Origin of the sequence: Microvirga roseola (assembly GCF_020866965.1) — a bacterium.
Classification (GTDB): Bacteria; Pseudomonadota; Alphaproteobacteria; order Rhizobiales; family Beijerinckiaceae; genus Microvirga; species Microvirga roseola.
The window spans coordinates 76759-98473 of record NZ_JAJATX010000014.1; the positions used below are offsets into that span (position 1 = coordinate 76759).

Here is a 21715-nt window from a genome sequence, read left to right on the forward strand (position 1 = left end):
ATGGGTCTGTACCATCGGCACGGAGTTCAGAGCACGGCGGCAATCGCCGGGCACCCACTCCACCACATGCTCGTCACCATCCCCATCGGCCTCCTGATCGGAGCTCTCGCGAGCGACGTCGCCTTCCGCGTTACCGCCGATCCGTTCTGGGCCCGTGGCTCCTACTGGCTCCTCGCCGGGGGAATCGTCACCGCCCTGATTGCTGCAGTTCCCGGCTTCATCGACTTCCTTACCATCGACCGAGTGCGCAATGTCTGGATCTCCTGGACCCACATGATCGGCAACCTCGTCGTGGTGGCGCTCGCAGGTGTGAACCTGTGGCTCCGCTGGGACGACCCGGTGGCCGGGCTCGAGAATGGAGGCCTGTGGCTGTCGGTGGCTATCGTGGCGCTGCTGCTGTTCACCGGCTGGCTTGGCGGCGAACTTGCCTATCGTTACGGGATTGGTGCAATCCGCGACTACAGCCCGAAAGCCGAGCAGTTCCACGTGGAGGTCGACCGAGAGGACGTTGCAGCTAGCTACGGACGTCGCCGCTCCGGGAGCATGTAGCGAAAACACGACGCGCGCTGGGCGGACCTGTGCTAGTGTCGGGCACAATCGCTACGATAAGACGGATACCTGATGAAGCGTCTCGCCCTCGTTCTCCTGGGCCTTGTTCTTGCAGGCGCAGCCTATGGAGCGCCGCGCGGAGAGGCCCAGTGCCAGCCGGGCTTTGCTTTGCTCGAGGATGGTGCGACCTGTGTGCGCATCAGCGGTCGGGTCAGAGCGGACAGCATTGTCGGAGAAGATCACGGGCTGTCCAGGAACTCGGTTGAGCTCGAAACGAGCGGGCGCATTCAACTCGACGTCAGACGCCGGACGGAATACGGCCCCCTGCGCGCCGTCATCCGGGTCGAGGGCCAGAAGCCCCGTTGATGTCCTTCCTGCATGAAAAAGGCCCTGTCCAGAGGATCCGGACAGGGCCTTGAGCCTTGGAGAGCCGACGCTTAGTAGCGCGGCGGAAGGCTGTTGCGGTACGTGCTGGGGTTTGTCACCTGCGAGCCGCTAGCGTTCGGAACCGGCGGCGGGGAGACCATGTTCGGCGGCAGCGGATTGTAGATCGAACCCGTCGTAGCCGGGGACGGCTGACCCGGGCTGGCGGTGTTGCCGTACGTGCAGGGGTTGGTCACCTGCGAACCACTAGCGTTCGGAACAGGGGCACAGGTGCCAGTGACAGCCTGCTGACCAGGACCAGGATTCACAACGGCCGGACCGTAAGCCTGCTGAGCCATAGCTCCGGTGGCGCCGAGAGCCAGCGCACCGATGGCGGTCGTCAGAAAAATGCGTTTCATTTACCTTCTCCATCGTTAGGCACCGCTTGGAGCGCCGTGCCCTTGATCTTGGGGCTAACGCAAGCATCAAGCCAAAGTTTCGACCTGAATGGGCAAGGCACGGTTTGCAAACAGGGAAAATCGAATATCGAGGAAATTCACACCGAAAGCCTTGTCCTGCAATGATTTCGGGGCTCTGCCGCATCACAACCGCCACGCTTGAGCAGGAGTTCCATTGTCTCTGCTCAAGCATCCGTGACATGCAGCTCGCACTGCTCGGACGCCGTAGGAACCATCAATAATGTGCGCGGTTGCTTGCTGGCAGATGGAAAGCCTGCTGCTAGTCGAAGAGGAGATCCCCATTCACGCTCACGAAATGATCAGCACGCATCCTCACGTGAAGGGGAGCACCAATGACGTGCTCATTCGTTGCATTGAGGAATGCTTCGACTGTGCACAAACCTGCACATCCTGCGCCGATGCATGTCTGGGCGAAGGAATGGTCGCGGAACTGACGCAGTGCATCCGCCGCAACATGGATTGTGCGGATATCTGCATGGCCACTGGGACCGTGGCGACCCGGCGGACCGGCTCCAACGAAGAGGTCATCCGCCGTATGCTCGCCGCCTGCATGGATGCTTGCCGCACCTGCGGTGAGGAATGCGAGCGCCATGCCGGCATGCACGAGCACTGCCGTATCTGCGCCGAAGCGTGCCGCCGCTGCGAGCAGGCCTGCAGGCAGGCCATGGACAGCATGTCGGCCTAGCGCCGAGGGACTGCTCAGTTTTCGAATGCAGGGGTCTGCCCAGTCTCCTGCATGGAACCGGCTGCTCCATACCGCATCCAGATTAGCGCAAAGCCGACCAGCGGGATAAGGATGTCCGTGTAGAAGATTACGCCTGCATTGCCCGGTGCATAGTTATGCGCCTCAACTATCTGCACCGCATGGCCTGCAGCCGCGCCCCAAAGGAAGCAGGCAGGACCGATGACGGCGGCAAGGCGGGCGCCTGCACTGCCTTTGAAGGCGAGGAAGCCGACAACCGAAAACCCGAAACTGGCAAAGCCGACCTCTTTCTGAAACGGGCTGGTCTGCCAACCGATGAATGAAGCAGCCATTTCCGAAAAGAAGACGTGCATCACGAAATTGTAGAGGAAGGTGACGCCGAGCGCGAAGAACAGGAACCAGGACAGCAGAGCCTCCGCAACCACCACGCGGCTTAGCAGGCGGGGACGGCGCAGGAGCGCGACAAACGCCGCAATAAGTCCCAGCAAAAAGAACGTCAGCGTAAAGTTGCTCAGCGCAAGCGTGATGATCTGCTCCATTCGCCCCTCCCGGTCGTAGATCCGGGCCGAACTTTGAGGCCTGGGAGCGGGTCTTGCAAGCGGGCAGCTATGCAACGAGACGATTTAAGGCGGATTGCTGTCGCTGCGCGCCGCCGCGGTTTCCAAGCTTGGCGGAACACTCATGGTGAGCCTGCGTTGCGCTCCCATGTGGGACATTACGACGACACTTTCCGATACTCTTGCGCAGTTGCATAGACTTTGGCCCAACTGGCTGGTCAATGCTGCGTTTCTGCTGATCGCGGCATTTCTCCTGCTGTTCCTCCATTCGCTTACTCTCGGGATTCTGAGACTGGTCCTTGGCGGACAACTTTCGGAATTCGGCCGCAAGCTGCTCCACAGGATCGGGCCGCCGACGCAGCTCGGACTCATCACAATCGGGCTGGGGCTCGTGATTCAGGTCCTGCCCAGGCGAGGTCCCGAGATCGACCTGATCCAATGGCTCCTGCTCTTCGGTTTCATCATCTTTCTCGGCTGGAGCGCCATTACCATCGTCAACACGGCGGCGGATCTCTATCTCCGGCGGCTGCCGCAGGAATCCGAGGACAGCATCCTCACGCGCAAGCTCCTCACCCAGGTCCGCCTGCTGAGAAGAGTCGCTGTCATTGTCATCGGCTTTCTGACACTTGCAGCCATTCTGATGACCATTCCCTCCGTGCGGCAGTACGGCGTCAGCCTCTTTGCTTCGGCGGGCGTTGCGGGCCTGGCAATCGGCCTGGCGGCGCGCCCGGTCCTATCGAACCTGATCGCAGGCATCCAGATCGCCATCACCCAGCCCATCCGGCTCGGGGACGCTGTTTTGGTCGAGGGGGAGTTCGGCCATGTGGATGAGATTCAGACCACCTACGTGGTGATCCGCCTGTGGGACTGGCGGCGATTGGTCGTCCCCCTCTCCTACTTCATGGAGAAGCCCTTCCAGAACTGGACCCGGCAATCGGCTTCGATCATCGGGGCGGTCTTCTGGTATGTCGATTACTCCACGCCGGTAGAAGCGGTGCGAGCCAGGTTCCTCGAAATCCTGAAGGATTCGAAGCTCTGGAATGGAGAAGTCGCCGCCCTGCAGGTGACGGACGCCAAGGACCGGACCATCGAGCTCCGCGGGCTCATGAGCGCCGCATCGGCGGCTTCCGCCTTCGACCTCCGCTGCGAGATCCGGGAGAAACTGATCGCATGGCTGCAGGAGGCCTATCCGCATTCCCTGCCCCGAGCCCGGATCGAGGTGGAATCCGTACCGACAGGACAGTCCCAAGCCATTCCCTCTCCGCAACCACGTTAAGAAGGCATTAGCCTGTTATGCTACTAAAGCATAACAGGCCTACATTATTACCGCTCCTCTTCGGCGTCGCACAGGCATATATGCTGCAGTGCACACGCAAGAACAAAGGCTGCCAGTCAAGTGGGCTGGCTAACTAACAGGAGCCCCCAATGTTCGTGTCCTTCATTCTGTCTAAAGTCCGCACCTATCTGCGGTATCGCGAAACCGTCCGCGAGCTGTCGCAGCTTTCCGATCGTGAGCTGGAGGATCTTGGCATCTCCCGCTTCCAGATCGACGGCATCGCCCGCGAGCACGCGACCGCGTAAGTTTGCGCTGCACTGCAACAAAGGCCCTCGCCCGCCCTTCCGGCGGGCGTTCGCCTGTCTGGAGGGCTATCCGCGGCCCCCGGATACGGGGAGGATCGCTCCCGTGATGTAGGACGCAGCATCCGACATCAGAAACAGGATCGCCTCTGCTATTTCCGCCGGTTCGCCGACCCGGTTCATGGGAATGAAGGGCCGCAGCCGCTCCATCCTCCCCACGTCGCCTGTGCTCCGTTCGTGGATATCTGTCCGCGTCATCCCCGGCGACACAGCGTTGACGCGGATGCCGTCGACGGCGAGTTCCCGGGCCATGCCGATTGTCAGCGCATCGATGGCCCCTTTCGAGGCCGCATACCAGACATACTCGTTCGGGCTGCCCAGGGTCGATGCCACCGACGAGATGTTGGTGATCGTACCGCCCTCACCCCCACTGTTCCGGGAAAGGCGCCGCGTCGCTTCGCGGGCGACCCACAGGGCTCCCAGGACATTAACATCGATGCAGGCGCGGATCGTGTCGGCGGGGGCCTGCTCCAGCCGGCTGGACTTGCCGGTGATCCCGGCATTGTTGACCACGTGCGAGAGGCGGCCCAGAGCGGCCTCGGTCTCATCGAACATGCGGATGACATCCGCCTCGCTCGCCACATCGCCCTGACAGGCCATAGCGGCAGCACCGGACGCACGGCAGGCCTCGACCACCTTCTCTGCGGATTCGCGCTCGGATCTGTAGGTGATCGCGACATCGTAACCGCGCGAGGCTGCGAGCTGCGCCACCGAGGCGCCTATGCCGCGGCTTCCGCCTGTAATAAGGACGACAGGTCGCCTGGACTGCATGGCGCGGGCCTCCTTCCCAAGGGACATGGCCAACCTTGACCAGGGCTCCCATGAGAGTCAACAAGACCGTTCAGGAGAATGAGCGTGAGCAAGATCGAACCCATCCACGTCGTCGGCGGCGGCCTCGCCGGCTCGGAAGCTGCCTGGCAGATCGCCCAGGCGGGCGTTCCCGTCGTCCTTCACGAGATGCGCCCCGTACGCGGCACCGATGCCCACAAGACGGACGGGCTGGCCGAACTCGTGTGCTCGAACTCCTTCCGCTCCGATGATGCCGAAACCAATGCGGTCGGCCTGCTTCATCAGGAGATGCGCAGCCTCGGCTCGCTCATCATGGCCAAGGGCGACGCGAACCAGGTGCCGGCTGGTGGCGCCCTGGCAGTTGACCGGGATGGCTTTTCAGATGCCGTGACAGCCGCTCTCCACGCACATCCGCTCGTCACCATCGAGCGGGGCGAAGTGGCAGGCCTGCCACCGGAGGACTGGTCGTCGGCCATCGTTTCCACCGGGCCGCTCACCTCGCCCGCGCTCGCCGAGGCGATCCTGGCGCTCACGGGCGAGACGTCGCTCGCCTTCTTCGACGCCATCGCGCCCATCGTCTATCGCGAGTCCATCAACATGGACATCGCCTGGTTCCAGTCGCGCTACGACAAGGTCGGGCCGGGCGGCACCGGCAAGGACTACATCAACTGCCCGATGACCAAGGAGCAGTACGACGCCTTCGTGGATGCCCTGATCGCCGGCGACAAGACAGAGTTCAAGGAATGGGAGGCCAACACCCCCTATTTCGACGGCTGTCTGCCCATCGAGGTCATGGCCGAGCGCGGTCGCGAAACCCTGCGCCATGGGCCGATGAAGCCGGTCGGCCTCACCGACCCGCGCAATCCCGACAAGAAGCCCTACGCCATCGTGCAGCTGCGCCAGGACAATGCGCTCGGCACCCTGTTCAACATGGTCGGCTTCCAGACAAAGCTCAAATACGGCGCGCAGACGGGAATCTTCCGCATGATCCCGGGCCTGGAGAATGCCGAATTCGCCCGGCTCGGCGGAATCCATCGCAACACCTATCTCAACTCGCCGAAGCTCCTCGATCCGACCCTTCGCCTGAAGGCGATGCCGCGCCTGCGCTTTGCGGGCCAGATCACCGGCTGCGAGGGCTATGTGGAGAGCGCGGCCGTTGGCCTCATGACGGGCCGCTTCGCCGCCGCAGAGCGGCTGGGCCGGCCGATCCAGCCCCTGCCCCATACGACCGCGCTCGGCGCGCTCATCAACCACATCACGGGCGGGCACATCGAGACCATCGACGAGGGTCCGCGCTCCTTCCAGCCCATGAACGTCAATTTCGGCCTCTTCCCACCCCTGGATCGCGCGCCGAAGGCCGAGGACGGCAAGCGCCTGCGCGGCTCGGCCAAAGCCATTGCGAGAAAGAAGATGCTGACGGATCGGGCCCGGGCGGATCTGGCTGAGTGGCTCAAAGGCACGCCCCAGCCGCAGGCGGCGGAGTAAGGCCGAGGACAGAACTCTAGAACGGCCCCCGCCAGAGCGCCCAGATCCGCCGCCATTGCGGCAGTTCGACGGGCGTCTGGAACGGGTCATAGTCCCGCCGCTCCATCGCCCTGAGGTAGGGCTCCACCAGCGCGAGGGGCCGGAAGGCCGGTTCGGCCGCGGCAGGAATGGTCGCGCGCAAGGTCCTTGCCTGCTCCAGATGCCTGCGGGCAACCGCCCGCAGGTCGGCAAGGGCCGCTGCAAGCCCCGGCCCGCCGCGCCCCGCCACCACATCGTCCCGTACCACGCCGTGGCGGGCAAGGATGTCGGCAGGGACATAAACCCGTCCCTGGCGGGCATGCCAGGGGAAGGCCCTCAGGAGCCCGGTAATCCCATAGGCCACGCCCGCATGGCCGGAGGCATCCGCCGTGCCGGTATCGGAGCCACCGGCCAGAATGATGCTCGAGAGCTGGATCAGGCTGGACGAGGTTTCACCGCAATAACCCTCGAGGTCATTGAGGCTCGGCATCGGATCCTCGTAGAGGTCGAAGATCCTGGCATCGATCAGGTCGACGAGGGACTGGTGCGGCAGACGGAACTTGACGATGGTGTCGTCGAGGGCCGCCGCGACCGGGTTGGCCCGGACGTCGCCGCGCATCTCGCCCTGAAGGGCATCCCGCCACCATTGCAGGCGGATTTCCCCCATCAGCGCCTCGCGCACGGCCTCCCGGACGCGGGCGATCTCAAAGTTGAAGGCATAGAGCGCATGAAGATGCGGACGCTTGTCGGCTGGCGCGAAGAGGGTTGACCAGAATCGATCGGGATCCCCCTCGCGGACGAGCGCCTCGCAATGGGCGAAGTCGGATCCGGGCTCGGCCATGTCAGGGCACGGCGATCAGCGCCGCGCCGACCCTGCGGTTCTCAGCCACAAGAATATTGTAGGTCCGCGCTGCGGCCCCGGTCTGCATGACGTCGAGACGGATCTGCGCCTCACGGAACGGGGCCCTGAGACGCTCAGGGAAAGCCGCGATATCCGCGCCGGTACCGATGAGCAGCAGCTCGATCTGCTCGGCCTCCGCGAAGACAGGGTCGAAGGACGCTCCCGTCAGTTCCGACACCGACGTCACCGGCCAGGCGCGGATCCCGGAGGGGAGAACCAGGATCGACCCGCGGTGGGACATGTCCGCAAAGCGGAAGCCGCCATTGCCGTAGGCGTCGATCTCATGACGCCCTGGCACGAAGCCGTCATGGAGGCGTCCGACCCCCATCGCCCTACTCCGCTGCGGCCGCCGTCGCGTCCGCCGGGGCAGCCGTCTCCGCGCCCTGCTTCAGGCCGAGATAGACCAGGATCGGCGCGGCGATGAACACCGACGAATAGGTGCCGACCACCAGACCGAACAGCATGGTGTAGGAGAAGCTCCGCAGGACTTCGCCGCCGAAGATAGCGAGCGCGATGATGGCAAAGCCCGTGGAGAGGCCCGTCATAATGGTTCGCGTGAGCGTGTCGTTGATCGCCTGATCGAGCAGCTCGCCGATGGGTCTCTTCTTGTACTTGCGCAGCGTCTCGCGAATGCGGTCGTAGACCACCACGGTATCGTTGAGCGAGTAACCCATGATCGTCAGCAGCGCCGCGATCGAGGTCATGTCGAACTGGATTTGCGTAATGGCGAAGAAGCCGATGGTGAGGACGATGTCGTGCAGCGTCGCCACGACCGCGCCGATGGCGTACTGCCACTCGAAGCGGAACCAGAGATAGGCCAGGATCGCCACGAGGGCGAGGATGACGCCGAGCGTTCCGGACTGCACGAGCTCGCTGGAGACGCGAGGGCCCACGACCTCGATGCGGCGGAACTCGTAAGCATCCTCGAAGGCCTCGCGCATACGCGCCACGACCTCCTGCTGGCCCCGCTCGCCGCCAGGCTGCAGTTCGACACGGACCGAGACCTCGCGGCCGTCGCCGAAGGCCTGCACCTCCACGGAGCCGAAGCCGAGCGCATTGGCGCGGTCGCGGATGGCGCCGGCATCGGCCGTCGGGCCGAGAGCCCGCATCTCGATGAGCGTGCCACCCTTGAAGTCGATGCCGAAATTCATTCCGACGGTAAAGAACAGGACCACCGTGAGGACCGAAAGGAGGGCCGAGAACGGGAAGCTCATGCGCCGGTAGCGCATAAACTCGAATTTCGTGTTGGTCGGGAAGTAGCGGATCAGCATGGGACAAGCCCGTCCTTTAGATCTGGATCGCCTTGGGCCGGGTGTAATTGTACCAGCCAGCGATCATGAGGCGGGTCACCGTATAGGCCGTGAAGACGGTGGTGATCACGCCGATGGACAGGGTGACCGCGAAGCCGCGTACGGGGCCGGTGCCGAGGAAGAACAGAATTCCTGCCGCAAGCAGGGTCGTGAAGTTCGCGTCCAGGATTGTGCCAAGCGCCCGTCCGAAGCCCTGGTCGAGGGAGGATACGGCCGAACGCCCGAGCCGCGCCTCTTCACGAATGCGCTCGTAGATCAGCACGTTGGAATCGACCGCCATGCCGACCGTGAGCAGGATGCCTGCGATGCCCGGCAGAGTGAGCGTTGCCCCGAGAGCCGACATGACGCCCAGGATGAGCGCGACGTTCACCGCGACGGCGACGACAGCCACGATGCCGAGGAAGCCGTAGGCCGCAATCATGAAGGCCGCGACAAGGGCGGAGCCGATGGATACGGCCAGTGTCCCGGCCTCGATGGAGTCCTGGCCGAGACCGGGACCTACCGTGCGCTCCTCGATGATCGTGAGCTTGGCAGGCAGCGCACCGGCGCGGAGGAGGACGGCGAGGTTGTTGACCTGCTCCACGGTGAAGTTGCCCGAGATCTGGCCGGAGCCGCCGGTGATGGCCGACTGGATCGTCGGTGCGGAAACCACCTCGTTGTCGAGGACGATTGCCAGCGGCCGGCCGATATTGCGGGCTGTCGCGTCGCCGAAGCGCTGGGCGCCGCGGATATTGAAGCGGAAATTGACGATGGGCTCGTTGGTGCGGCTGTCGAAGGCCGGCTGCGCATCGATCAGATCCGCGCCCTCGGCGATCACGGTGCGCTCGACGGGAACCCGCCGACCGCCCTCTTCGCGCATCGGCAGCATGTCGGTGTCGGCTGCGCCCGTCTGACCGAGAAGACGGAACTCGAGCTTCGCGGTCCGGCCGAGAAGCTCCTTGAGCTGCTGCGGATCCTGGAGGCCCGGCACCTGCACCAGGATGCGGTCGGCGCCCTGCTGCTGGATATTCGGCTCGGTGGTACCCATGGCATCGACGCGGCGGCGGAGCACCTCGATGGCCTGCTGGATCGCGCGGCGAACCCGCTCCGTGACGCCGGCCTCCGTATAGGCCAGGGTGATCAGGCCCTCGGGCGTAGTCGTAATCTCGATGTCGTTATTGCCGGTCGGGCCGAGGATCGCATTACCGACCGGCTGCGCCAACTCGCGCAGGCGGGGCAGCAGCGTGTCCCGGTCGGCCTGCTGCGGCACGCGGATCTGAACGCCGCGCTGCACCATCTGGATGCCGCCCTGCAGGGAGATGCGGTTCTCGCGCAGGATGCGGCGGACGTCGTCGCGCAGCTGGGTGGTCTGCGTCCGCAGGAGATCCGGCACGTCCACTTCGAGCAGGACGTGAGAGCCGCCCTGAAGGTCGAGTCCGAGGGTGATGGCGCTGGTCGGGACGAGCCAGGACGGCACCCACGACGGAATAGAGTTCTGGAATGCCACGCGCTGTTCGCGGGTCATCATGCTCGGGACCGCCAAAAGGATACCGAGGATGACGGCCGCCAGAATGGCGATGACCTTCGACTTCGTGAAGCGCAGCATTACAGCTCAACCTTTCCAAACACTTCGCCGCAAAACCTGCGGCGAACCGGTCCTCCTGGCCTGAGCAGGGCCTTGAAGAACCGGCACTCTCTCGTCAGGCCTTGACCGGCTCGCTCTTGGCGCGAACTTCGGAGAGCATGGCCCGAGCCACCTTCACCCTCACGCCGTCGGCGATCTCGACCTCGATGTCGTTCGAATCCTCGACGACTTTGGTCACCTTGCCGATGATGCCGCCGGAGGTCACCACCGTGTCGCCACGGCGAACGTTCTTGATCATCTCCTGGTGAGCCCTCACCCGGCGCTGCTGCGGCCGGATGATGAGGAACCACATGATCACGAAGATAAGGATGAACGGAACGAATTGAAGGATCATCTCCATTCCGCCCCCGGCGGGGGCCCCTTGCGCGTAGGCAGGTGAAATGAACAAGCGGCTCTCCATGGATAAAGGCGCGAGGCAGGCATTTTCCGGCCCACCCGCGCCACAAACGGGACTAGAAGCGGGGCGGACTATACCCATCGACTCCACGAAATCAATGAAGTTGCGGGGATTTCCAAAGGCATGGTCCGTGGACCCATTGCCGCTTCCGCGCTAATCAATCCCTTCCCTTCCGCTCAACCGCCATATCCCGATGCCAGCAGATCCGACCTCCCCCGAGACCCTTGCCCTCCTGCGGCGTATCGCCGACTCCCTCGAGCGGCTGGCCCCTCCGGCCTTGCCAGAGGCCAATTTCATGGCCGCGGACGCCTTCGTCTGGCAGGCCGCCGCCCGGCGGTTGGCGGCCGTCCCGAAGGTCAACCGGGTTGAGATGGGCCTGCTCCGGGGCATCGATCGGGTGCGGGACACGCTAAAGGAGAACACACGCCGCTTCGCCAGCGGACTGCCCGCGAACAACGCCCTCCTCTGGGGAGCCCGCGGCATGGGAAAGTCCTCCCTGGTCAAGGCCGTCCATGCGGAGATCAACCGGACCCGGCCGTCCGATTCGCGCGCCCTGAAGCTCATCGAGATCCATCGGGAGGACATCGAGACCCTGCCGGACCTCATGGCGCTGATGAGATCCGATCCGCACCGTTTCATCGTCTTCTGCGATGACCTCTCATTCGATGCGGACGACACCTCCTACAAGTCCCTCAAGGCGGTGCTGGAGGGCGGGATCGAGGGCCGTCCCGACAACGTGATCTTCTACGCCACATCCAACCGCCGCCACCTCCTGCCTCGGGACATGATGGAGAACGAGCGCTCGACCGCCATCAATCCGGGCGAAGCGGTGGAGGAGAAGGTTTCACTCTCGGACCGCTTCGGCCTCTGGCTCGGCTTTCACAAATGCAGCCAGGACGAGTACCTCGACATGATCTTCGCCTATGTGGACCATCTCGGCCTCAGTGGCGACCGGGACACGATCCGCGCCGAGGCTCTGGAATGGGCGACGACCCGCGGCGCACGCTCCGGCCGTACGGCCTGGCAGTTCATCCAGGATCTTACGGGACGTATTGGCAAGGCGATCTGAAACGCAGAAAGGGACGATGGCTGAGCCCCATCGTCCCCTCTTGGGGCCGTCCTCGTCTCCGAATACGGCCTGAACCGGTGCTTGTTGAGAGCGGCGTGCGGGACCGGCGATCCGCGCCTGCGAAAAGTGGATCCGGTTAGCCGCCGAGATGCCTGAGCGGGTCGACCGGGGTCGCGCCCTTGCGGATCTCGAAATGGAGCTGCGGCGAGGTCACGTTGCCGGTCTGGCCGGACGTGGCGATCACCTGGCCGCGCTTCACCTGGTCGCCGCGCTTCACATTGAGCGAGGCGTTGTGGGCGTAGGCCGAAACGTAGCCGTTCTCGTGGCGAATGAGAATGAGATTGCCGTAGCCCTTCACCTCGCTGCCCGCATAGGTGACCGTGCCGGCCTCCGCAGCCTTCACCGGCGTTCCCTCGGGAACGGCGATATTGATGCCCTCATTGCCGCCATTGGCGCCGAATCCCGCAATGACGCGACCGCGGGCCGGCCAGCGGAAGTCGCCAGCCGGAACGCTGGCGGTCTGCTCGGGCTCCTGCACAGGCTGCTTCGCCACCGCGGGCTGCGGAGCCGGAGCGAGCGGAACGGGCTGCGCGGCGACGGCAGGCTTCGGAGGCTCCGGCTGCGGCAGAGCGGCGACCTTGGGCTGCTCGACGACGGGCCGGGGAGCGGACACCAGCGGCTCTGCGGGAGCGGCCGAGACGATCTGAACCGGCGTCTGGCGAGCGGGCGCCGGAGCGGCGGCCTGCGTCGGCTGGTTCATGCCGGGACGGGTTCTGACAGTCGCCACAGTGGGAGCAGGAGCCTGCGTCTTAGACGTATCGACGAGGCGGAATTTCGGCTGGCTCGCCGGCTGCACCGGAGCAACCTGCGCCACGGGCATCGGACGCAGGGGAGCGGGAGCAGAGACAGGAGCAGCAGTGCGATAGGGCTGTGCGATCGGCTGCGCCTGAACCGGCGGCAGCGCCTGAGCCTGGACCGGCGCGGTCGGCATCGCCTGGGCCGGCGCATAGTAGGGCTGGGAATACTGGGGCGTGGACGGCGCGCTCTGCGCGTACCGGTCACTCGACTTGAACGGATTGGAGAACGGGCTCTCCGCAAACCGCAGGGTGTCGGAACTGCACGCCGCCGCAGCACTGCCGATCAAACTCGCCAGAGCGATCCGCGACACCGCAATCCAATGCTCAGAACACACACGCAACTGCATGATTTACCCCAACCGAACGCAACTCGATGGAGGCATTAAAGCCCTGTTCAGGTTAAGCAACAGTTGACGAGGTGTATTTTCCCGTAACCCTGCCGAGAAAAATTTCTGCGCCCGTCAAAGGGTCGCCGCAATGCCGGTGACCAGCGGCGAAATCCGCAGCGGCGCACCGATCTCCTGCCGCAATTCGCCATCGGCCATACGCTCGATCTGAACGAGGTGCGGCCGTCCGTCCACGGTGAGCGCGCCGACAAGACGTCCGCCCGGACCGAGATGCGACGTCACCGTCTGCGGGATCTCGCTGCGCGCGCCGTTGAGAAGGATGCGGTCGAAGCGCTCGCGCACCCGCGTGGCAAGGCCGTCGCCCACCTCCATGCGGACCCTGCCCGCCTCCACGATCTTCAGATGCTGGGCCGCGCTCTCCGCCAGGGTGTTGAAGCGCTCGACGGTCGTGACCTCGGCTCCGAGATGGGCCAGGAGCGCGGTCATGTAGCCGGTCCCGGTACCCACCTCCAGCACGTGGTGGCCCGACCTGACGTCGAGCGCGAGCAGCATGGAAGCGACGGTTCCGGGAGCCGTCATGGTCTGTCCGCAGGGCAGCGGCAGCGCCACGTCCGTGCGCGAGAGATCCGCGAACCGGCGAGGCGCGAACACGTCGCGCGGGACCAACTCCATCGCCCGCAGCAGCTCGATGTTGCGAATGCCCCGCGCCCTCAAGGACAGGATGAAGGACGCAACGCCGATCGCCTCCCTCTCGCCGCGGTTCTCCGCATCGGGAAGGAATGGCATGTCCCGGCTCATCGCGCCCGGCCTCCTAGTCGAAGATCTGCGCGTAGCGCGTCAGCGTCGGCTCGTCCGTCATGTCGAGCCTGAGAGGCGTAATCGCGATGCGCCGGTTGGCGATGGCCCAGAGATCCGTGCCGTTGGCGGGGATGAAGGGGTGACGCTCGAAGGCGATCCAGAAGTAAGGATTCCCGCGTCCGTCCCGACGCTCGTCGAGGCGCAGGAGTTCCTGCGTGCGCTGGCCCTGGTTGACAACGGCTGCGCCCTCGACCTCCTCGGGCTCGCAATCGGGGAAGTTCACATTGACGAGGATGCCCTTGTCGATGCCGGCGTCGAGTATCCTGCGCACGATCCTGGGACCGTGCTGCTCAGCGCAGTGCCACCGCAGCGCCGTGCGGCTCGCCGCCCCATAGGCCTGGGAGAGCGCGATGGAGGGAACGCCGAGCAGCGTGCCCTCGATGGCTCCCGCCACGGTGCCGGAATAGCTGACATCCTCCGCCACGTTCTGCCCCCGGTTGACGCCGGAGAGCACGAGGTCGGGCTTGTGCTCGTGCATTAGGTGGCGGATGCCCATGATCACGCAATCGGTCGGCGTGCCCTTCACGGCGAAGTGCCGGTCGGAAATCTCGCGCAGGCGCAGGGGGTCGTTCAGCGAGAGCGAGTGAGCGACGCCGCTCTGGTCGGTCTCCGGCGCGACGATCCACACATCGTCGGAGAGGGATCGGGCGATGGCCTCCAGGGTCTTAAGCCCCGGAGCGTGAATACCGTCGTCGTTGGTACAGAGAATGCGCATGTCAGGCCTGCCGTTCAATGCGGTCGAGACCGCCCATGTAGGGCCGGAGCGCTAACGGGATCGTGACGCTGCCGTCCTCGTTCTGATAGTTCTCCAGAACGGCGACGAGGGTGCGGCCGACCGCCAGCCCCGAGCCGTTCAGGGTGTGGACGAAACGCGGCCCCTTGCCGTCCGCCGGACGGTAGCGCGCATTCATGCGCCTTGCCTGGAAATCGGAGCAGACCGAGCAGCTCGAAATCTCGCGATACGTCCCCTGCCCCGGCAGCCAGACCTCGATATCGTAGGTCTTGGTCGAGGAGAAGCCCATATCGCCCGTGCAGAGCGTCATGGTGCGGAACGGGAGCTCCAGCTTCTTCAGCACGTTCTCGGCGGAGGTGAGCATGCGCTCGTGCTCGTCCGCCGAGGTCTCGGGCGTCGAGATCGAGACGAGCTCGCATTTCACGAACTGGTGCTGGCGGATCATGCCGCGGGTATCGCGCCCGGCCGACCCGGCCTCTGCGCGGAAGCTGGGGGTGAGTGCAGTAAAGCGCAGCGGCAGTTCCTCTTCGGAGAGGATCTGCTCGCGCACGAGATTGGTCAGCGACACCTCGGCGGTCGGGATGAGGCCGTAGCGGGCCTCCCTGATCGGCTTGCGGAGCGCATCGCTCCCCTCGCCTGCTTCAGCCGAGGCAACGATCTGCTCGAGGGCCGAGCCCGGGAAGGCCCAGAACTGGTCGTCCTCGAATTTCGGCAGCTGCGCCGTGCCGAACATGGTGTCATCGCGAACCAAGAGGGGCGGGTTCACCTCGGTATAGCCGTGATCGATCGTGTGCAGATCGATCATGAACTGGCCGAGCGCCCGCTCCAAGCGGGCGAGCTGACCTTTCAGGACGACGAAGCGCGAGCCGGAGAGTTTTGCCGCGGTCTCGAAGTCCATGAGGCCGAGGTCTTCGCCGATCTCAAAATGCTGCTTGCTGCTGTTCAGGGTCTTCGGCGCGCCGACCCGGTGCCGCTCCACGTTGCCGTGCTCGTCCACGCCTACCGGCACGCTCTCCTGCGGGATGTTCGGAATTGCGGCGAGGGCCTCGAACAGCGCCTTGTCGGCGCGGCGCTCGGCCTCTTCGAGCTCCGGCACCGCTTCCTTGAGGCGCGCCACCTCGGCCATCAGCTCCTGCGCCCGCGCCTCGTCCTTCTTCGCCTTGGCCTGTCCGATCTCCTTGGACATGGCATTGCGGCGCTCCATGGCGGCCTGAAGGGCGGAAACGGCGCTCTTGCGCTGGTCGTCGAGGGCGATCAGGTGGGCGGACAAGGGCTCCATGCCCCGGTTCCTGAGGCCTTGGTCGAAAGCCGCGGGGTTTTCGCGGATGGAACGGATGTCGTGCATGGGATAGGACCTGCTTCGTGATGCGGTCCCGCCTTAGCGCATCGTGCGCAAAAGTGAAATTCGGTTTTCCGCGTCAGACGATGCGCTTTGCCCAAAAATGCACCGGATGCGTCCCGAAAGCGGTGTCCGCTTCGGGGTCCGATGCTGTCATGAGACCGCCCCGTTTCAGAATGCCCAGGTAGCGCCAATGGTGGAAATCTGACGCCTATTCCTCCGCCTCGCGCGAGGTTTCGGCTTCGGCACGTTTCTTCTCGACCATGCGGACGGAGAAGATGGACGCCTCGTATAGAAGCAGAGTGGGGATCGCGAGGGCGAACTGGCTGATCACGTCGGGCGGGGTCAGGACGGCCGCGATGACGAAGACGATGACGATGGCGTAGCGCCGCTTATCCTTCAGGAACTCCGAAGTGATGATTCCAGCCCGCGCGAGCAAGGTCAGGGCGACGGGAAGCTGGAAGCAGATGCCGAAGGCGAAGATCAGGGTCATGATCAGCGACAGGTACTCGCTGACCTTCGGCAGGAATTCGATGGTCGGGGCGCCCTCGGTCGCAAGCTGCTGCATGCCCACGGAAAAGCGCATGAGCAGCGGCATGGCGATGAAGTAGACGCAGGCCGCACCGACGGTGAACAGAACCGGGGTGGCGACGAGATAAGGCAGGAAGGCGTGCCGCTCGTTCTTGTACAGGCCCGGCGCCACGAACTTGTAGATCTGCGCGGCAATGACCGGGAAAGCCAGGAAGCCTGCACCGAAAGCTGCCACCTGGATCTGCGTAAAGAGGTATTCGAGGCCGTGGGTATAGACGAGGCGGGCCGCCTCTGGCGAGCCGACGGCCGCGACATAGGGCCAGACCAGGATGTTGTAGATGTACTTCGCACCGGCGAAGCATATGAAGAACATCACCACGAAAGCGGCGAGCGCCTTGATCAGGCGCGAGCGCAGCTCGGTCAGATGCTCGATCAGAGGGGCGCGCGAAGCCTCGATCTCATCCTGTTCGACGGCGGTGGTCATTTAAGCTTTCACGTCCGTTTTCTCGTATGTCGCCTGGGCGTTCTCTTGTCTCACCTGGGCGTTCTCTTGGGCCGCCCTGGCAGCAGCCGCCTTTTGGGCCTCGAACTCGGCCTCGCGCCTCAAGGAAGCGGCGATCTCCTCGGCCGGATCGTCCATCGGCAGGGCCGGTAGGGGAATGTCCGGCCCGACCGGCGCGGGCACGGGAGCCTCTTCCCGCACCTGGAGCGCCGTGCCGGTCGCCTCCGGAGACGGCTTCTGCTCCTGGCCCGAGACCGGAGCCTCGACAGCCGTCTTCAGTTCGTCCCGGACGCTCTGGATGGGATTGAAGCCCTTGTTCAGGGAAGAAACGGAATCGTTCATGCCCTTGAGCTGCTGCTTGACCTCGTCAAGCTCGGCCTCGCGCATGGCTTCCTGGAACTGCCCCTGGAACTCCGCCGCCATCCGGCGGAGCTTGCCCGTCATCTGTCCCACTGTCCGCAGGGCGCGCGGCAGGTCCTTAGGGCCGATGACGATCAGCGCGACGGCGCCGATCATCATTATCTCACCCCAGCTCATGTCCAACATGGCGTGGCCTCGACCCTGCCTTCATGTACTCTGAAAAGGACCGGCGCGTTCAGGAACGGTCGCCGGCCTCGACCATTAGCCGACCTTGTGATCGCTCGTGGCGTTGCTCGCCTGCACGCCGTTCTGGTGATCGATGGACCGGACCGGCTCCGACGGCTGGACGGGCTTTGCCGTATCATCCTCGGACATGCCCTTCTTGAAGGCTTTGATACCCTTCGCGACGTCACCCATCAGGTCGGAGATCTTACCGCGCCCGAAAAGCAGAACAACGATCAGACCGACGACGATCCAGTGCCAAATACTCGCGCCACCCATGGCATTCCTCCTGCGCCCGGAAAGGCGCGGTTTCTGAACTCTTTGCTCGCCGCCAACCTAGGCATCCGAGGCGGCGAAAACAAGGACATCCTTTGGTCTCACTTCAATACCCACATCCTGACCGTCTTTGACAGCAACAGGATCGTGAACACGGGCCTGGAGCGGCCGGTCGAGCCCCGGAACGTCAATATGAAGCAGGTCCACCTCGCCGAGGAAGCGGCGCCCAGCGACGCGTCCCGGCAGGCAGAAGCCCGGCGGCTTCAGCTTGAGCCCCTGCGGACGCACGCAGACGATGGCCGGTCCATCCTCCAGGTGCGGAGCGGGAAAAACCCCAACCGGACATGTCGCCTGGCCGCCGCGAACCGTGCCGGCGATCTCATTGAAATCGCAGAAGAAGCGTGCGGCGAACAGGTTGACGGGCCTTCGGTAGATCTCCTCCGACTCGCCCTGCTGGATGATGGCGCCTGCGCGCATCAGGACGATCCGGTCGGCGATCCGCATGGCCTCTTCCGGATCGTGCGTCACGACGATGGTCGTAGCGCCCGTTTCTCTCAGAATTGCGACGGTCTCGTCCCGGATTGCGTCGCGCATCCGACGATCGAGGTTGGAGAAGGGCTCGTCCATCAGCAGCACGCCCGGGCGCGGGGCGATGGAGCGCGCCAGCGCCACGCGCTGCTGCTCGCCGCCGGAGAGCGTGTGCGGATACTCGCCCGCATAATGCTCCAGCCCCACGCGGGAAAGGGCCCTGCGGGCGGCGATGTCCGCCTCCTTGGCCGAGAGGTCCTGCAGGCCGAACATGACGTTCTGGAGCACGGTCATGTGGGGGAAAAGCGCGTAGTCCTGGAACATCAGCCCGATGCCCCGCCTCTCCGGCTCGACGAGGGTCTTGGGTCCGCTGACCTCGAGTCCGTCCATCAGCACACGGCCGGAGGTGGGAGCCTCGATACCGGCAGCGATGCGCAGCAGCGTGGTTTTGCCACAGCCGGAATGGCCGAGCAGGCAGATGATTTCACCCGGCTCGACCTGGAGCGACACCCCGTCGAGGGCCCGCTGGCTGCCGTAGACCTGGACGATGTTCTCGAAGGTGAGCTGCGCCGGGATCGAGGCGCCCGCCGTTCCGCGCTGGCCCCAGCGGGGCAATCGGAACAGGTCGCGCGCAGAGGCGGGCTTTTGGATCATTCCTCGCCGGTCCCGCTCTGATCCATCTCGAGGGGCTGGAAAAGGTCGTCGTGATCGAGCGGATCCTCGTCGGGCCGCAGAGCATCGTCGTCGGAGGGCACCGGCACCGAAAGGTCGGAAGGCACCCGCCCTTCCAGGAACCCTGCCCCCTTCAACTCCTCGAGCCCCGGCAGGTCCTCGATGGCATCCAGGCCGAAATGCTCCAGGAACTGCGGGGTGGTGCCATAGGTGACAGGCCGTCCCGGCACCTTCCTCCGGCCCCTTAGGCGAATCCAGCTCGTTTCAAGCAGAAGGTCCAGGGTGCCTTTCGAGGTGGCGACGCCGCGGATTTCTTCGATCTCGGCCCGGGTGACCGGCTGGTGATAGGCGATGATCGCCAATGTCTCCATGGCGGCGCGGGAGAGCTTGCGCTGCTCGACGACATCGCGCGCCAGCACGAAGGACAGGTCGCTGGCAGTCCGGAACGCCCATTTTCCCGCGACCCGGACGAGATTGACGCCCCGTGGGGCATAGAGCCCGGTCAGATCCTCGAGGATCTTCTCCACATCCGCGCCTTCCGGCAGGCGTCCGGCCAGTTCCTCGGCTCCCAGAGGCTCGGCGGAGGCGAACAGGAGCGCCTCGGCGATCCGCATCGCCTCGCCGTGATCGGGTATGCGGCTGTTCTCGGCGGTTTCCGTCATGTCGACTGCTTCTTCCATGTCAGGCTCCTGCCTCGGCTGCGTCCGCGACGGGCTTGACCCAGACCGGCGCGAAAGCCTCGTCCTGCCGAACGGTCAGTTTTCCCTCGCGGACCATTTCGAGGGTGGCGGATAGAGCGGAGGCCAGCACGGTCGGCCGCATGGCGGGCTCGACCATGTATTCGACGAGATAGGTATCGAGGGTCACCCAATCGCTGAGATGCCCGACGAGGCGCTCCAGGGCTTCCCGTGCATCGACGAGAGACCACACGGTCCTCTTGTGAAGGGAAACCTTGGAGTTGAGCTTAATCTGCCTCTGGTGGGCATAGGCCTTGAGGAGATCGTAGAGGCTCGCCTCGTAGCGGGCATCCTTGCGGATGACGACCGGCTCCGGCGCGCCTCTCGCGAAGATGTCCCGGCCGAGCCAGGTGCGCTCGCCCAGCTTCTTGGCCGCCTCGCGGATCGCCTCTAGGCGGCGCAGGCGCAGGGCGAGCGCCGTCGCCAGCTCCTCGGCGCTCGGCTCCTCGCCCTTGGGCGGCTCCGGCAGCAGCAGGCGCGACTTGAGGTAGGCAAGCCAAGCCGCCATCACGAGGTAGTCGGCCGCCAGCTCCAGGCGCATGCGGCGCGCCTCCTCGATGAAGACGAGGTACTGCTCGGCAAGGGCCAGGATCGAAATGCGGTGGAGGTCCACCTTCTGGCGTCGCGCCAGCTCGAGCAGGAGATCGAGCGGCCCTTCGAAGCCGTCCACGTCGACGAAGAGAGCGGGTTCGCTCTCGGCCCGCTCGGCGGGTGCGGCTTCCTCGAATGGTAGGGGCTTGGCCATGGGGATACTCAACGCGAAGGGGCCTGAACCTTCACCTGCTTAGGCGATCGCCGCAAGCGCGGCATCGAGCCTCGCGCGGGCATCCACAGGATCGAGGGGCTCCGGCTCGTGACGGATGCGCGCCAGCGCAGCTTCGGCCCGGCGCAGGCAATCCCCTGCCAGAACTGGCGCGGCCCCGGCCACGGCAGTCATTTCGCCCATCTCGCCGTTGCAATGAAGGGCCATGTCGCACCCTGCCGCAAAGACAGCCTCCGTCCGCTCCCGGAATGAGCCCGAGAGGGCATGCATGGACAGGTCGTCCGTCATCACGAGCCCGTCATAGCCGATATGGCCCCGGATGATCTCATCCATGACGATGCGGGAGGTCGTTGCGGGCCGCTCGGGATCGAGGGCCGTGTAGACAACATGCGCCGTCATCGCGAGCGGCATGTCCGTCAGCATCCGGAAGGGTGCGAAATCGTGCTTTTCCAGCTCCTCGCGGGAGGCATCGACCACGGGAAGTGCCAAGTGGCTGTCGGCCCCTGCCCGGCCATGGCCCGGCATGTGCTTGATGACCGGGAGTACCCCGCCGGCGAGCAGCCCCTCGGCCGCCGCACGCCCGAGAACCGCAACCTTTTCCGGCGTCTGCCCATAAGCCCTGTCGCCGATGACGTCGTGCGCGCCGGGAGACGGCACATCGAGCACCGGCAGGCAGTCCACCGTGACGCCCACGGAGCGGAGATCGTGGGCGATCAGCCTCGCGCCGAGACGGGCGAGCTCCCGCTGGAGAAGCGGCTCATCGGCATGGAGGCCGCCATAAGCTCTGCCGGAGGGATATTTCGGCCAGTGGGGCGGACCCATGCGCTGAACCCGGCCGCCCTCCTGGTCGATGAGAATGGGGGCATCCGCCCGCCCGACCGTCTCGCGCAGGGCTTCGCAGAGCGCCCTCACCTGTTGAGGGGTATCCACGTTGCGGCGGAACAGGATGAAGCCCCACGGAGACGCCTCCCGGAAGAAGGCGATCTCGTCGGGCGTGAGCTCGAGGCCGGAGCAGCCAGCAATAAAGGCGCGGGTGGTCATCCCCGCGCCTTACGTCCCCTGCCCGGCAGGGTCAAGGAGTCTCGGCGGAAACGGCCGAGGTGTCTGC

26 protein-coding genes are annotated in these 21715 nt (G+C 64.9%); 7 read left to right on the forward strand and 19 right to left on the reverse strand.

The window, feature by feature from the left end; translation table 11 throughout:
- Positions 1-549 (forward strand): DUF2231 domain-containing protein, encoded by a 549-nt coding sequence (locus LG661_RS11200; RefSeq protein ID WP_230531966.1) that lies wholly within the window; start codon positions 1-3, stop codon positions 547-549.
- A gap of 72 nt (positions 550-621) precedes the next feature.
- Positions 622-915, forward strand: a complete 294-nt coding sequence (locus LG661_RS11205) for a porin (protein ID WP_230531967.1) — start codon at positions 622-624, stop codon at positions 913-915.
- Between the two features lie 71 nt (positions 916-986).
- On the opposite strand, the gene LG661_RS11210 is transcribed toward LG661_RS11205, so the two are convergent.
- Entirely contained in the window at positions 987-1331 is a 345-nt protein-coding gene (locus LG661_RS11210) for a hypothetical protein (protein WP_230531969.1), read from the reverse strand.
- Positions 1332-1671: 340 nt separating this feature from the next.
- On the opposite strand from LG661_RS11210, the gene LG661_RS11215 reads away from it, so the two are divergent.
- Positions 1672-2076, forward strand: a complete 405-nt coding sequence (locus tag LG661_RS11215) for a four-helix bundle copper-binding protein (protein ID WP_230532026.1) — start codon at positions 1672-1674, stop codon at positions 2074-2076.
- Positions 2077-2090: 14 nt separating this feature from the next.
- Here the strand turns inward: LG661_RS11215 and LG661_RS11220 are convergent, their stop codons facing one another.
- Entirely contained in the window at positions 2091-2633 is a 543-nt protein-coding gene (locus tag LG661_RS11220; protein WP_230531970.1) for a DUF6790 family protein, read from the reverse strand.
- Positions 2634-2775: 142 nt separating this feature from the next.
- On the opposite strand from LG661_RS11220, the gene LG661_RS11225 reads away from it, so the two are divergent.
- Both LG661_RS11225 and LG661_RS11230 read left to right on the forward strand, forming a co-directional pair.
- Positions 2776-3927 (forward strand): mechanosensitive ion channel family protein, encoded by a 1152-nt coding sequence (locus tag LG661_RS11225; protein ID WP_230531971.1) that lies wholly within the window; start codon positions 2776-2778, stop codon positions 3925-3927.
- Positions 3928-4076: 149 nt separating this feature from the next.
- Positions 4077-4232 (forward strand): DUF1127 domain-containing protein, encoded by a 156-nt coding sequence (locus LG661_RS11230; protein WP_230531972.1) that lies wholly within the window; start codon positions 4077-4079, stop codon positions 4230-4232.
- A gap of 66 nt (positions 4233-4298) precedes the next feature.
- On the opposite strand, the gene LG661_RS11235 is transcribed toward LG661_RS11230, so the two are convergent.
- Positions 4299-5060, reverse strand: coding sequence for a glucose 1-dehydrogenase (locus LG661_RS11235; protein WP_230531973.1), 762 nt, complete (start codon positions 5058-5060; stop codon positions 4299-4301).
- Between the two features lie 84 nt (positions 5061-5144).
- On the opposite strand from LG661_RS11235, the gene trmFO reads away from it, so the two are divergent.
- Positions 5145-6563 (forward strand): methylenetetrahydrofolate--tRNA-(uracil(54)-C(5))-methyltransferase (FADH(2)-oxidizing) TrmFO, encoded by a 1419-nt coding sequence (gene trmFO, locus LG661_RS11240; RefSeq protein ID WP_230531975.1) that lies wholly within the window; start codon positions 5145-5147, stop codon positions 6561-6563.
- Between the two features lie 16 nt (positions 6564-6579).
- Here the strand turns inward: trmFO and LG661_RS11245 are convergent, their stop codons facing one another.
- The 5 genes from LG661_RS11245 to yajC all read right to left on the reverse strand — a co-directional run bounded on the left by LG661_RS11245 (position 6580) and on the right by yajC (position 10750).
- Positions 6580-7422, reverse strand: coding sequence for a phytoene/squalene synthase family protein (locus LG661_RS11245; RefSeq protein ID WP_230531977.1), 843 nt, complete (start codon positions 7420-7422; stop codon positions 6580-6582).
- 1 nt (position 7423) lies between these two features.
- Positions 7424-7810, reverse strand: coding sequence for an Mth938-like domain-containing protein (locus tag LG661_RS11250; protein ID WP_230531979.1), 387 nt, complete (start codon positions 7808-7810; stop codon positions 7424-7426).
- Between the two features lie 4 nt (positions 7811-7814).
- Positions 7815-8753 carry a protein translocase subunit SecF gene (secF, locus tag LG661_RS11255; RefSeq protein ID WP_230531981.1) on the reverse strand — a complete coding sequence of 313 codons (939 nt, stop codon included), beginning with the start codon at positions 8751-8753 and terminating at the stop codon, positions 7815-7817.
- Between the two features lie 16 nt (positions 8754-8769).
- Positions 8770-10377 (reverse strand): protein translocase subunit SecD, encoded by a 1608-nt coding sequence (secD, locus tag LG661_RS11260; protein WP_230531982.1) that lies wholly within the window; start codon positions 10375-10377, stop codon positions 8770-8772.
- 94 nt (positions 10378-10471) lie between these two features.
- Entirely contained in the window at positions 10472-10750 is a 279-nt protein-coding gene (gene yajC / locus LG661_RS11265; RefSeq protein WP_230531991.1) for a preprotein translocase subunit YajC, read from the reverse strand.
- A gap of 256 nt (positions 10751-11006) precedes the next feature.
- On the opposite strand from yajC, the gene LG661_RS11270 reads away from it, so the two are divergent.
- Entirely contained in the window at positions 11007-11882 is an 876-nt protein-coding gene (locus LG661_RS11270; RefSeq protein WP_230531992.1) for an ATP-binding protein, read from the forward strand.
- Positions 11883-12018: 136 nt separating this feature from the next.
- Here the strand turns inward: LG661_RS11270 and LG661_RS11275 are convergent, their stop codons facing one another.
- The 11 genes from LG661_RS11275 to nagZ all read right to left on the reverse strand — a co-directional run bounded on the left by LG661_RS11275 (position 12019) and on the right by nagZ (position 21648).
- Positions 12019-13050, reverse strand: a complete 1032-nt coding sequence (locus tag LG661_RS11275) for a M23 family metallopeptidase (RefSeq protein WP_230531994.1) — start codon at positions 13048-13050, stop codon at positions 12019-12021.
- Positions 13051-13200: 150 nt separating this feature from the next.
- Entirely contained in the window at positions 13201-13872 is a 672-nt protein-coding gene (locus tag LG661_RS11280) for a protein-L-isoaspartate O-methyltransferase family protein (protein ID WP_230531995.1), read from the reverse strand.
- 25 nt (positions 13873-13897) lie between these two features.
- On the reverse strand, positions 13898-14659 hold the full coding sequence (gene surE, locus LG661_RS11285; RefSeq protein WP_230531997.1) for a 5'/3'-nucleotidase SurE: 762 nt from the start codon (positions 14657-14659) through the stop codon (positions 13898-13900).
- 1 nt (position 14660) lies between these two features.
- The gene (serS, locus tag LG661_RS11290; RefSeq protein WP_230531998.1) at positions 14661-16022 is read right to left on the reverse strand and encodes a serine--tRNA ligase; all 1362 of its coding nucleotides are present in this window, start codon (positions 16020-16022) and stop codon (positions 14661-14663) included.
- 205 nt (positions 16023-16227) lie between these two features.
- A complete protein-coding gene (gene tatC, locus LG661_RS11295; protein WP_230532000.1) occupies positions 16228-17031 on the reverse strand; it encodes a twin-arginine translocase subunit TatC in 804 nt (267 codons plus the stop codon).
- Positions 17032-17595, reverse strand: a complete 564-nt coding sequence (gene tatB / locus LG661_RS11300) for a Sec-independent protein translocase protein TatB (protein WP_230532002.1) — start codon at positions 17593-17595, stop codon at positions 17032-17034.
- Between the two features lie 75 nt (positions 17596-17670).
- Positions 17671-17910 carry a twin-arginine translocase TatA/TatE family subunit gene (locus LG661_RS11305; protein WP_230532003.1) on the reverse strand — a complete coding sequence of 80 codons (240 nt, stop codon included), beginning with the start codon at positions 17908-17910 and terminating at the stop codon, positions 17671-17673.
- 57 nt (positions 17911-17967) lie between these two features.
- Positions 17968-19089 (reverse strand): ABC transporter ATP-binding protein, encoded by a 1122-nt coding sequence (locus tag LG661_RS11310; RefSeq protein WP_230532004.1) that lies wholly within the window; start codon positions 19087-19089, stop codon positions 17968-17970.
- The gene (gene scpB / locus LG661_RS11315) at positions 19086-19787 is read right to left on the reverse strand and encodes an SMC-Scp complex subunit ScpB (RefSeq protein ID WP_230532007.1); all 702 of its coding nucleotides are present in this window, start codon (positions 19785-19787) and stop codon (positions 19086-19088) included. Before scpB ends, LG661_RS11310 begins: the two co-directional genes overlap by 4 nt.
- A gap of 1 nt (position 19788) precedes the next feature.
- Positions 19789-20589 carry a segregation and condensation protein A gene (locus LG661_RS11320; RefSeq protein WP_230532009.1) on the reverse strand — a complete coding sequence of 267 codons (801 nt, stop codon included), beginning with the start codon at positions 20587-20589 and terminating at the stop codon, positions 19789-19791.
- Positions 20590-20628: 39 nt separating this feature from the next.
- Positions 20629-21648 (reverse strand): beta-N-acetylhexosaminidase, encoded by a 1020-nt coding sequence (gene nagZ, locus LG661_RS11325; protein WP_230532010.1) that lies wholly within the window; start codon positions 21646-21648, stop codon positions 20629-20631.
- Positions 21649-21715 lie beyond the last annotated feature (67 nt).

Excerpts from the sequence above, each read along its gene's own strand:
- LG661_RS11200 (WP_230531966.1), top strand. The coding sequence starts at position 1 with ATGGGTCTGTACCATCGGCACGGAGTTCAGAGCACGGCGGCAATCGCC.
- LG661_RS11205 (WP_230531967.1), top strand. The coding sequence starts at position 622 with ATGAAGCGTCTCGCCCTCGTTCTCCTGGGCCTTGTTCTTGCAGGCGCA.
- LG661_RS11210 (WP_230531969.1), bottom strand. The coding sequence starts at position 1,331 with ATGAAACGCATTTTTCTGACGACCGCCATCGGTGCGCTGGCTCTCGGC.
- LG661_RS11220 (WP_230531970.1), bottom strand. The coding sequence starts at position 2,633 with ATGGAGCAGATCATCACGCTTGCGCTGAGCAACTTTACGCTGACGTTC.
- LG661_RS11225 (WP_230531971.1), top strand. The coding sequence starts at position 2,776 with ATGGTGAGCCTGCGTTGCGCTCCCATGTGGGACATTACGACGACACTT.
- LG661_RS11230 (WP_230531972.1), top strand. The coding sequence starts at position 4,077 with ATGTTCGTGTCCTTCATTCTGTCTAAAGTCCGCACCTATCTGCGGTAT.
- LG661_RS11235 (WP_230531973.1), bottom strand. The coding sequence starts at position 5,060 with ATGCAGTCCAGGCGACCTGTCGTCCTTATTACAGGCGGAAGCCGCGGC.
- LG661_RS11245 (WP_230531977.1), bottom strand. The coding sequence starts at position 7,422 with ATGGCCGAGCCCGGATCCGACTTCGCCCATTGCGAGGCGCTCGTCCGC.
- LG661_RS11250 (WP_230531979.1), bottom strand. The coding sequence starts at position 7,810 with ATGGGGGTCGGACGCCTCCATGACGGCTTCGTGCCAGGGCGTCATGAG.
- secF (WP_230531981.1), bottom strand. The coding sequence starts at position 8,753 with ATGCTGATCCGCTACTTCCCGACCAACACGAAATTCGAGTTTATGCGC.
- secD (WP_230531982.1), bottom strand. The coding sequence starts at position 10,377 with ATGCTGCGCTTCACGAAGTCGAAGGTCATCGCCATTCTGGCGGCCGTC.
- yajC (WP_230531991.1), bottom strand. The coding sequence starts at position 10,750 with ATGATCCTTCAATTCGTTCCGTTCATCCTTATCTTCGTGATCATGTGG.
- LG661_RS11270 (WP_230531992.1), top strand. The coding sequence starts at position 11,007 with ATGCCAGCAGATCCGACCTCCCCCGAGACCCTTGCCCTCCTGCGGCGT.
- LG661_RS11280 (WP_230531995.1), bottom strand. The coding sequence starts at position 13,872 with ATGCCATTCCTTCCCGATGCGGAGAACCGCGGCGAGAGGGAGGCGATC.
- surE (WP_230531997.1), bottom strand. The coding sequence starts at position 14,659 with ATGCGCATTCTCTGTACCAACGACGACGGTATTCACGCTCCGGGGCTT.
- serS (WP_230531998.1), bottom strand. The coding sequence starts at position 16,022 with ATGCACGACATCCGTTCCATCCGCGAAAACCCCGCGGCTTTCGACCAA.
- tatC (WP_230532000.1), bottom strand. The coding sequence starts at position 17,031 with ATGACCACCGCCGTCGAACAGGATGAGATCGAGGCTTCGCGCGCCCCT.
- tatB (WP_230532002.1), bottom strand. The coding sequence starts at position 17,595 with ATGTTGGACATGAGCTGGGGTGAGATAATGATGATCGGCGCCGTCGCG.
- LG661_RS11305 (WP_230532003.1), bottom strand. The coding sequence starts at position 17,910 with ATGGGTGGCGCGAGTATTTGGCACTGGATCGTCGTCGGTCTGATCGTT.
- LG661_RS11310 (WP_230532004.1), bottom strand. The coding sequence starts at position 19,089 with ATGATCCAAAAGCCCGCCTCTGCGCGCGACCTGTTCCGATTGCCCCGC.
- scpB (WP_230532007.1), bottom strand. The coding sequence starts at position 19,787 with ATGGAAGAAGCAGTCGACATGACGGAAACCGCCGAGAACAGCCGCATA.
- LG661_RS11320 (WP_230532009.1), bottom strand. The coding sequence starts at position 20,589 with ATGGCCAAGCCCCTACCATTCGAGGAAGCCGCACCCGCCGAGCGGGCC.
- nagZ (WP_230532010.1), bottom strand. The coding sequence starts at position 21,648 with ATGACCACCCGCGCCTTTATTGCTGGCTGCTCCGGCCTCGAGCTCACG.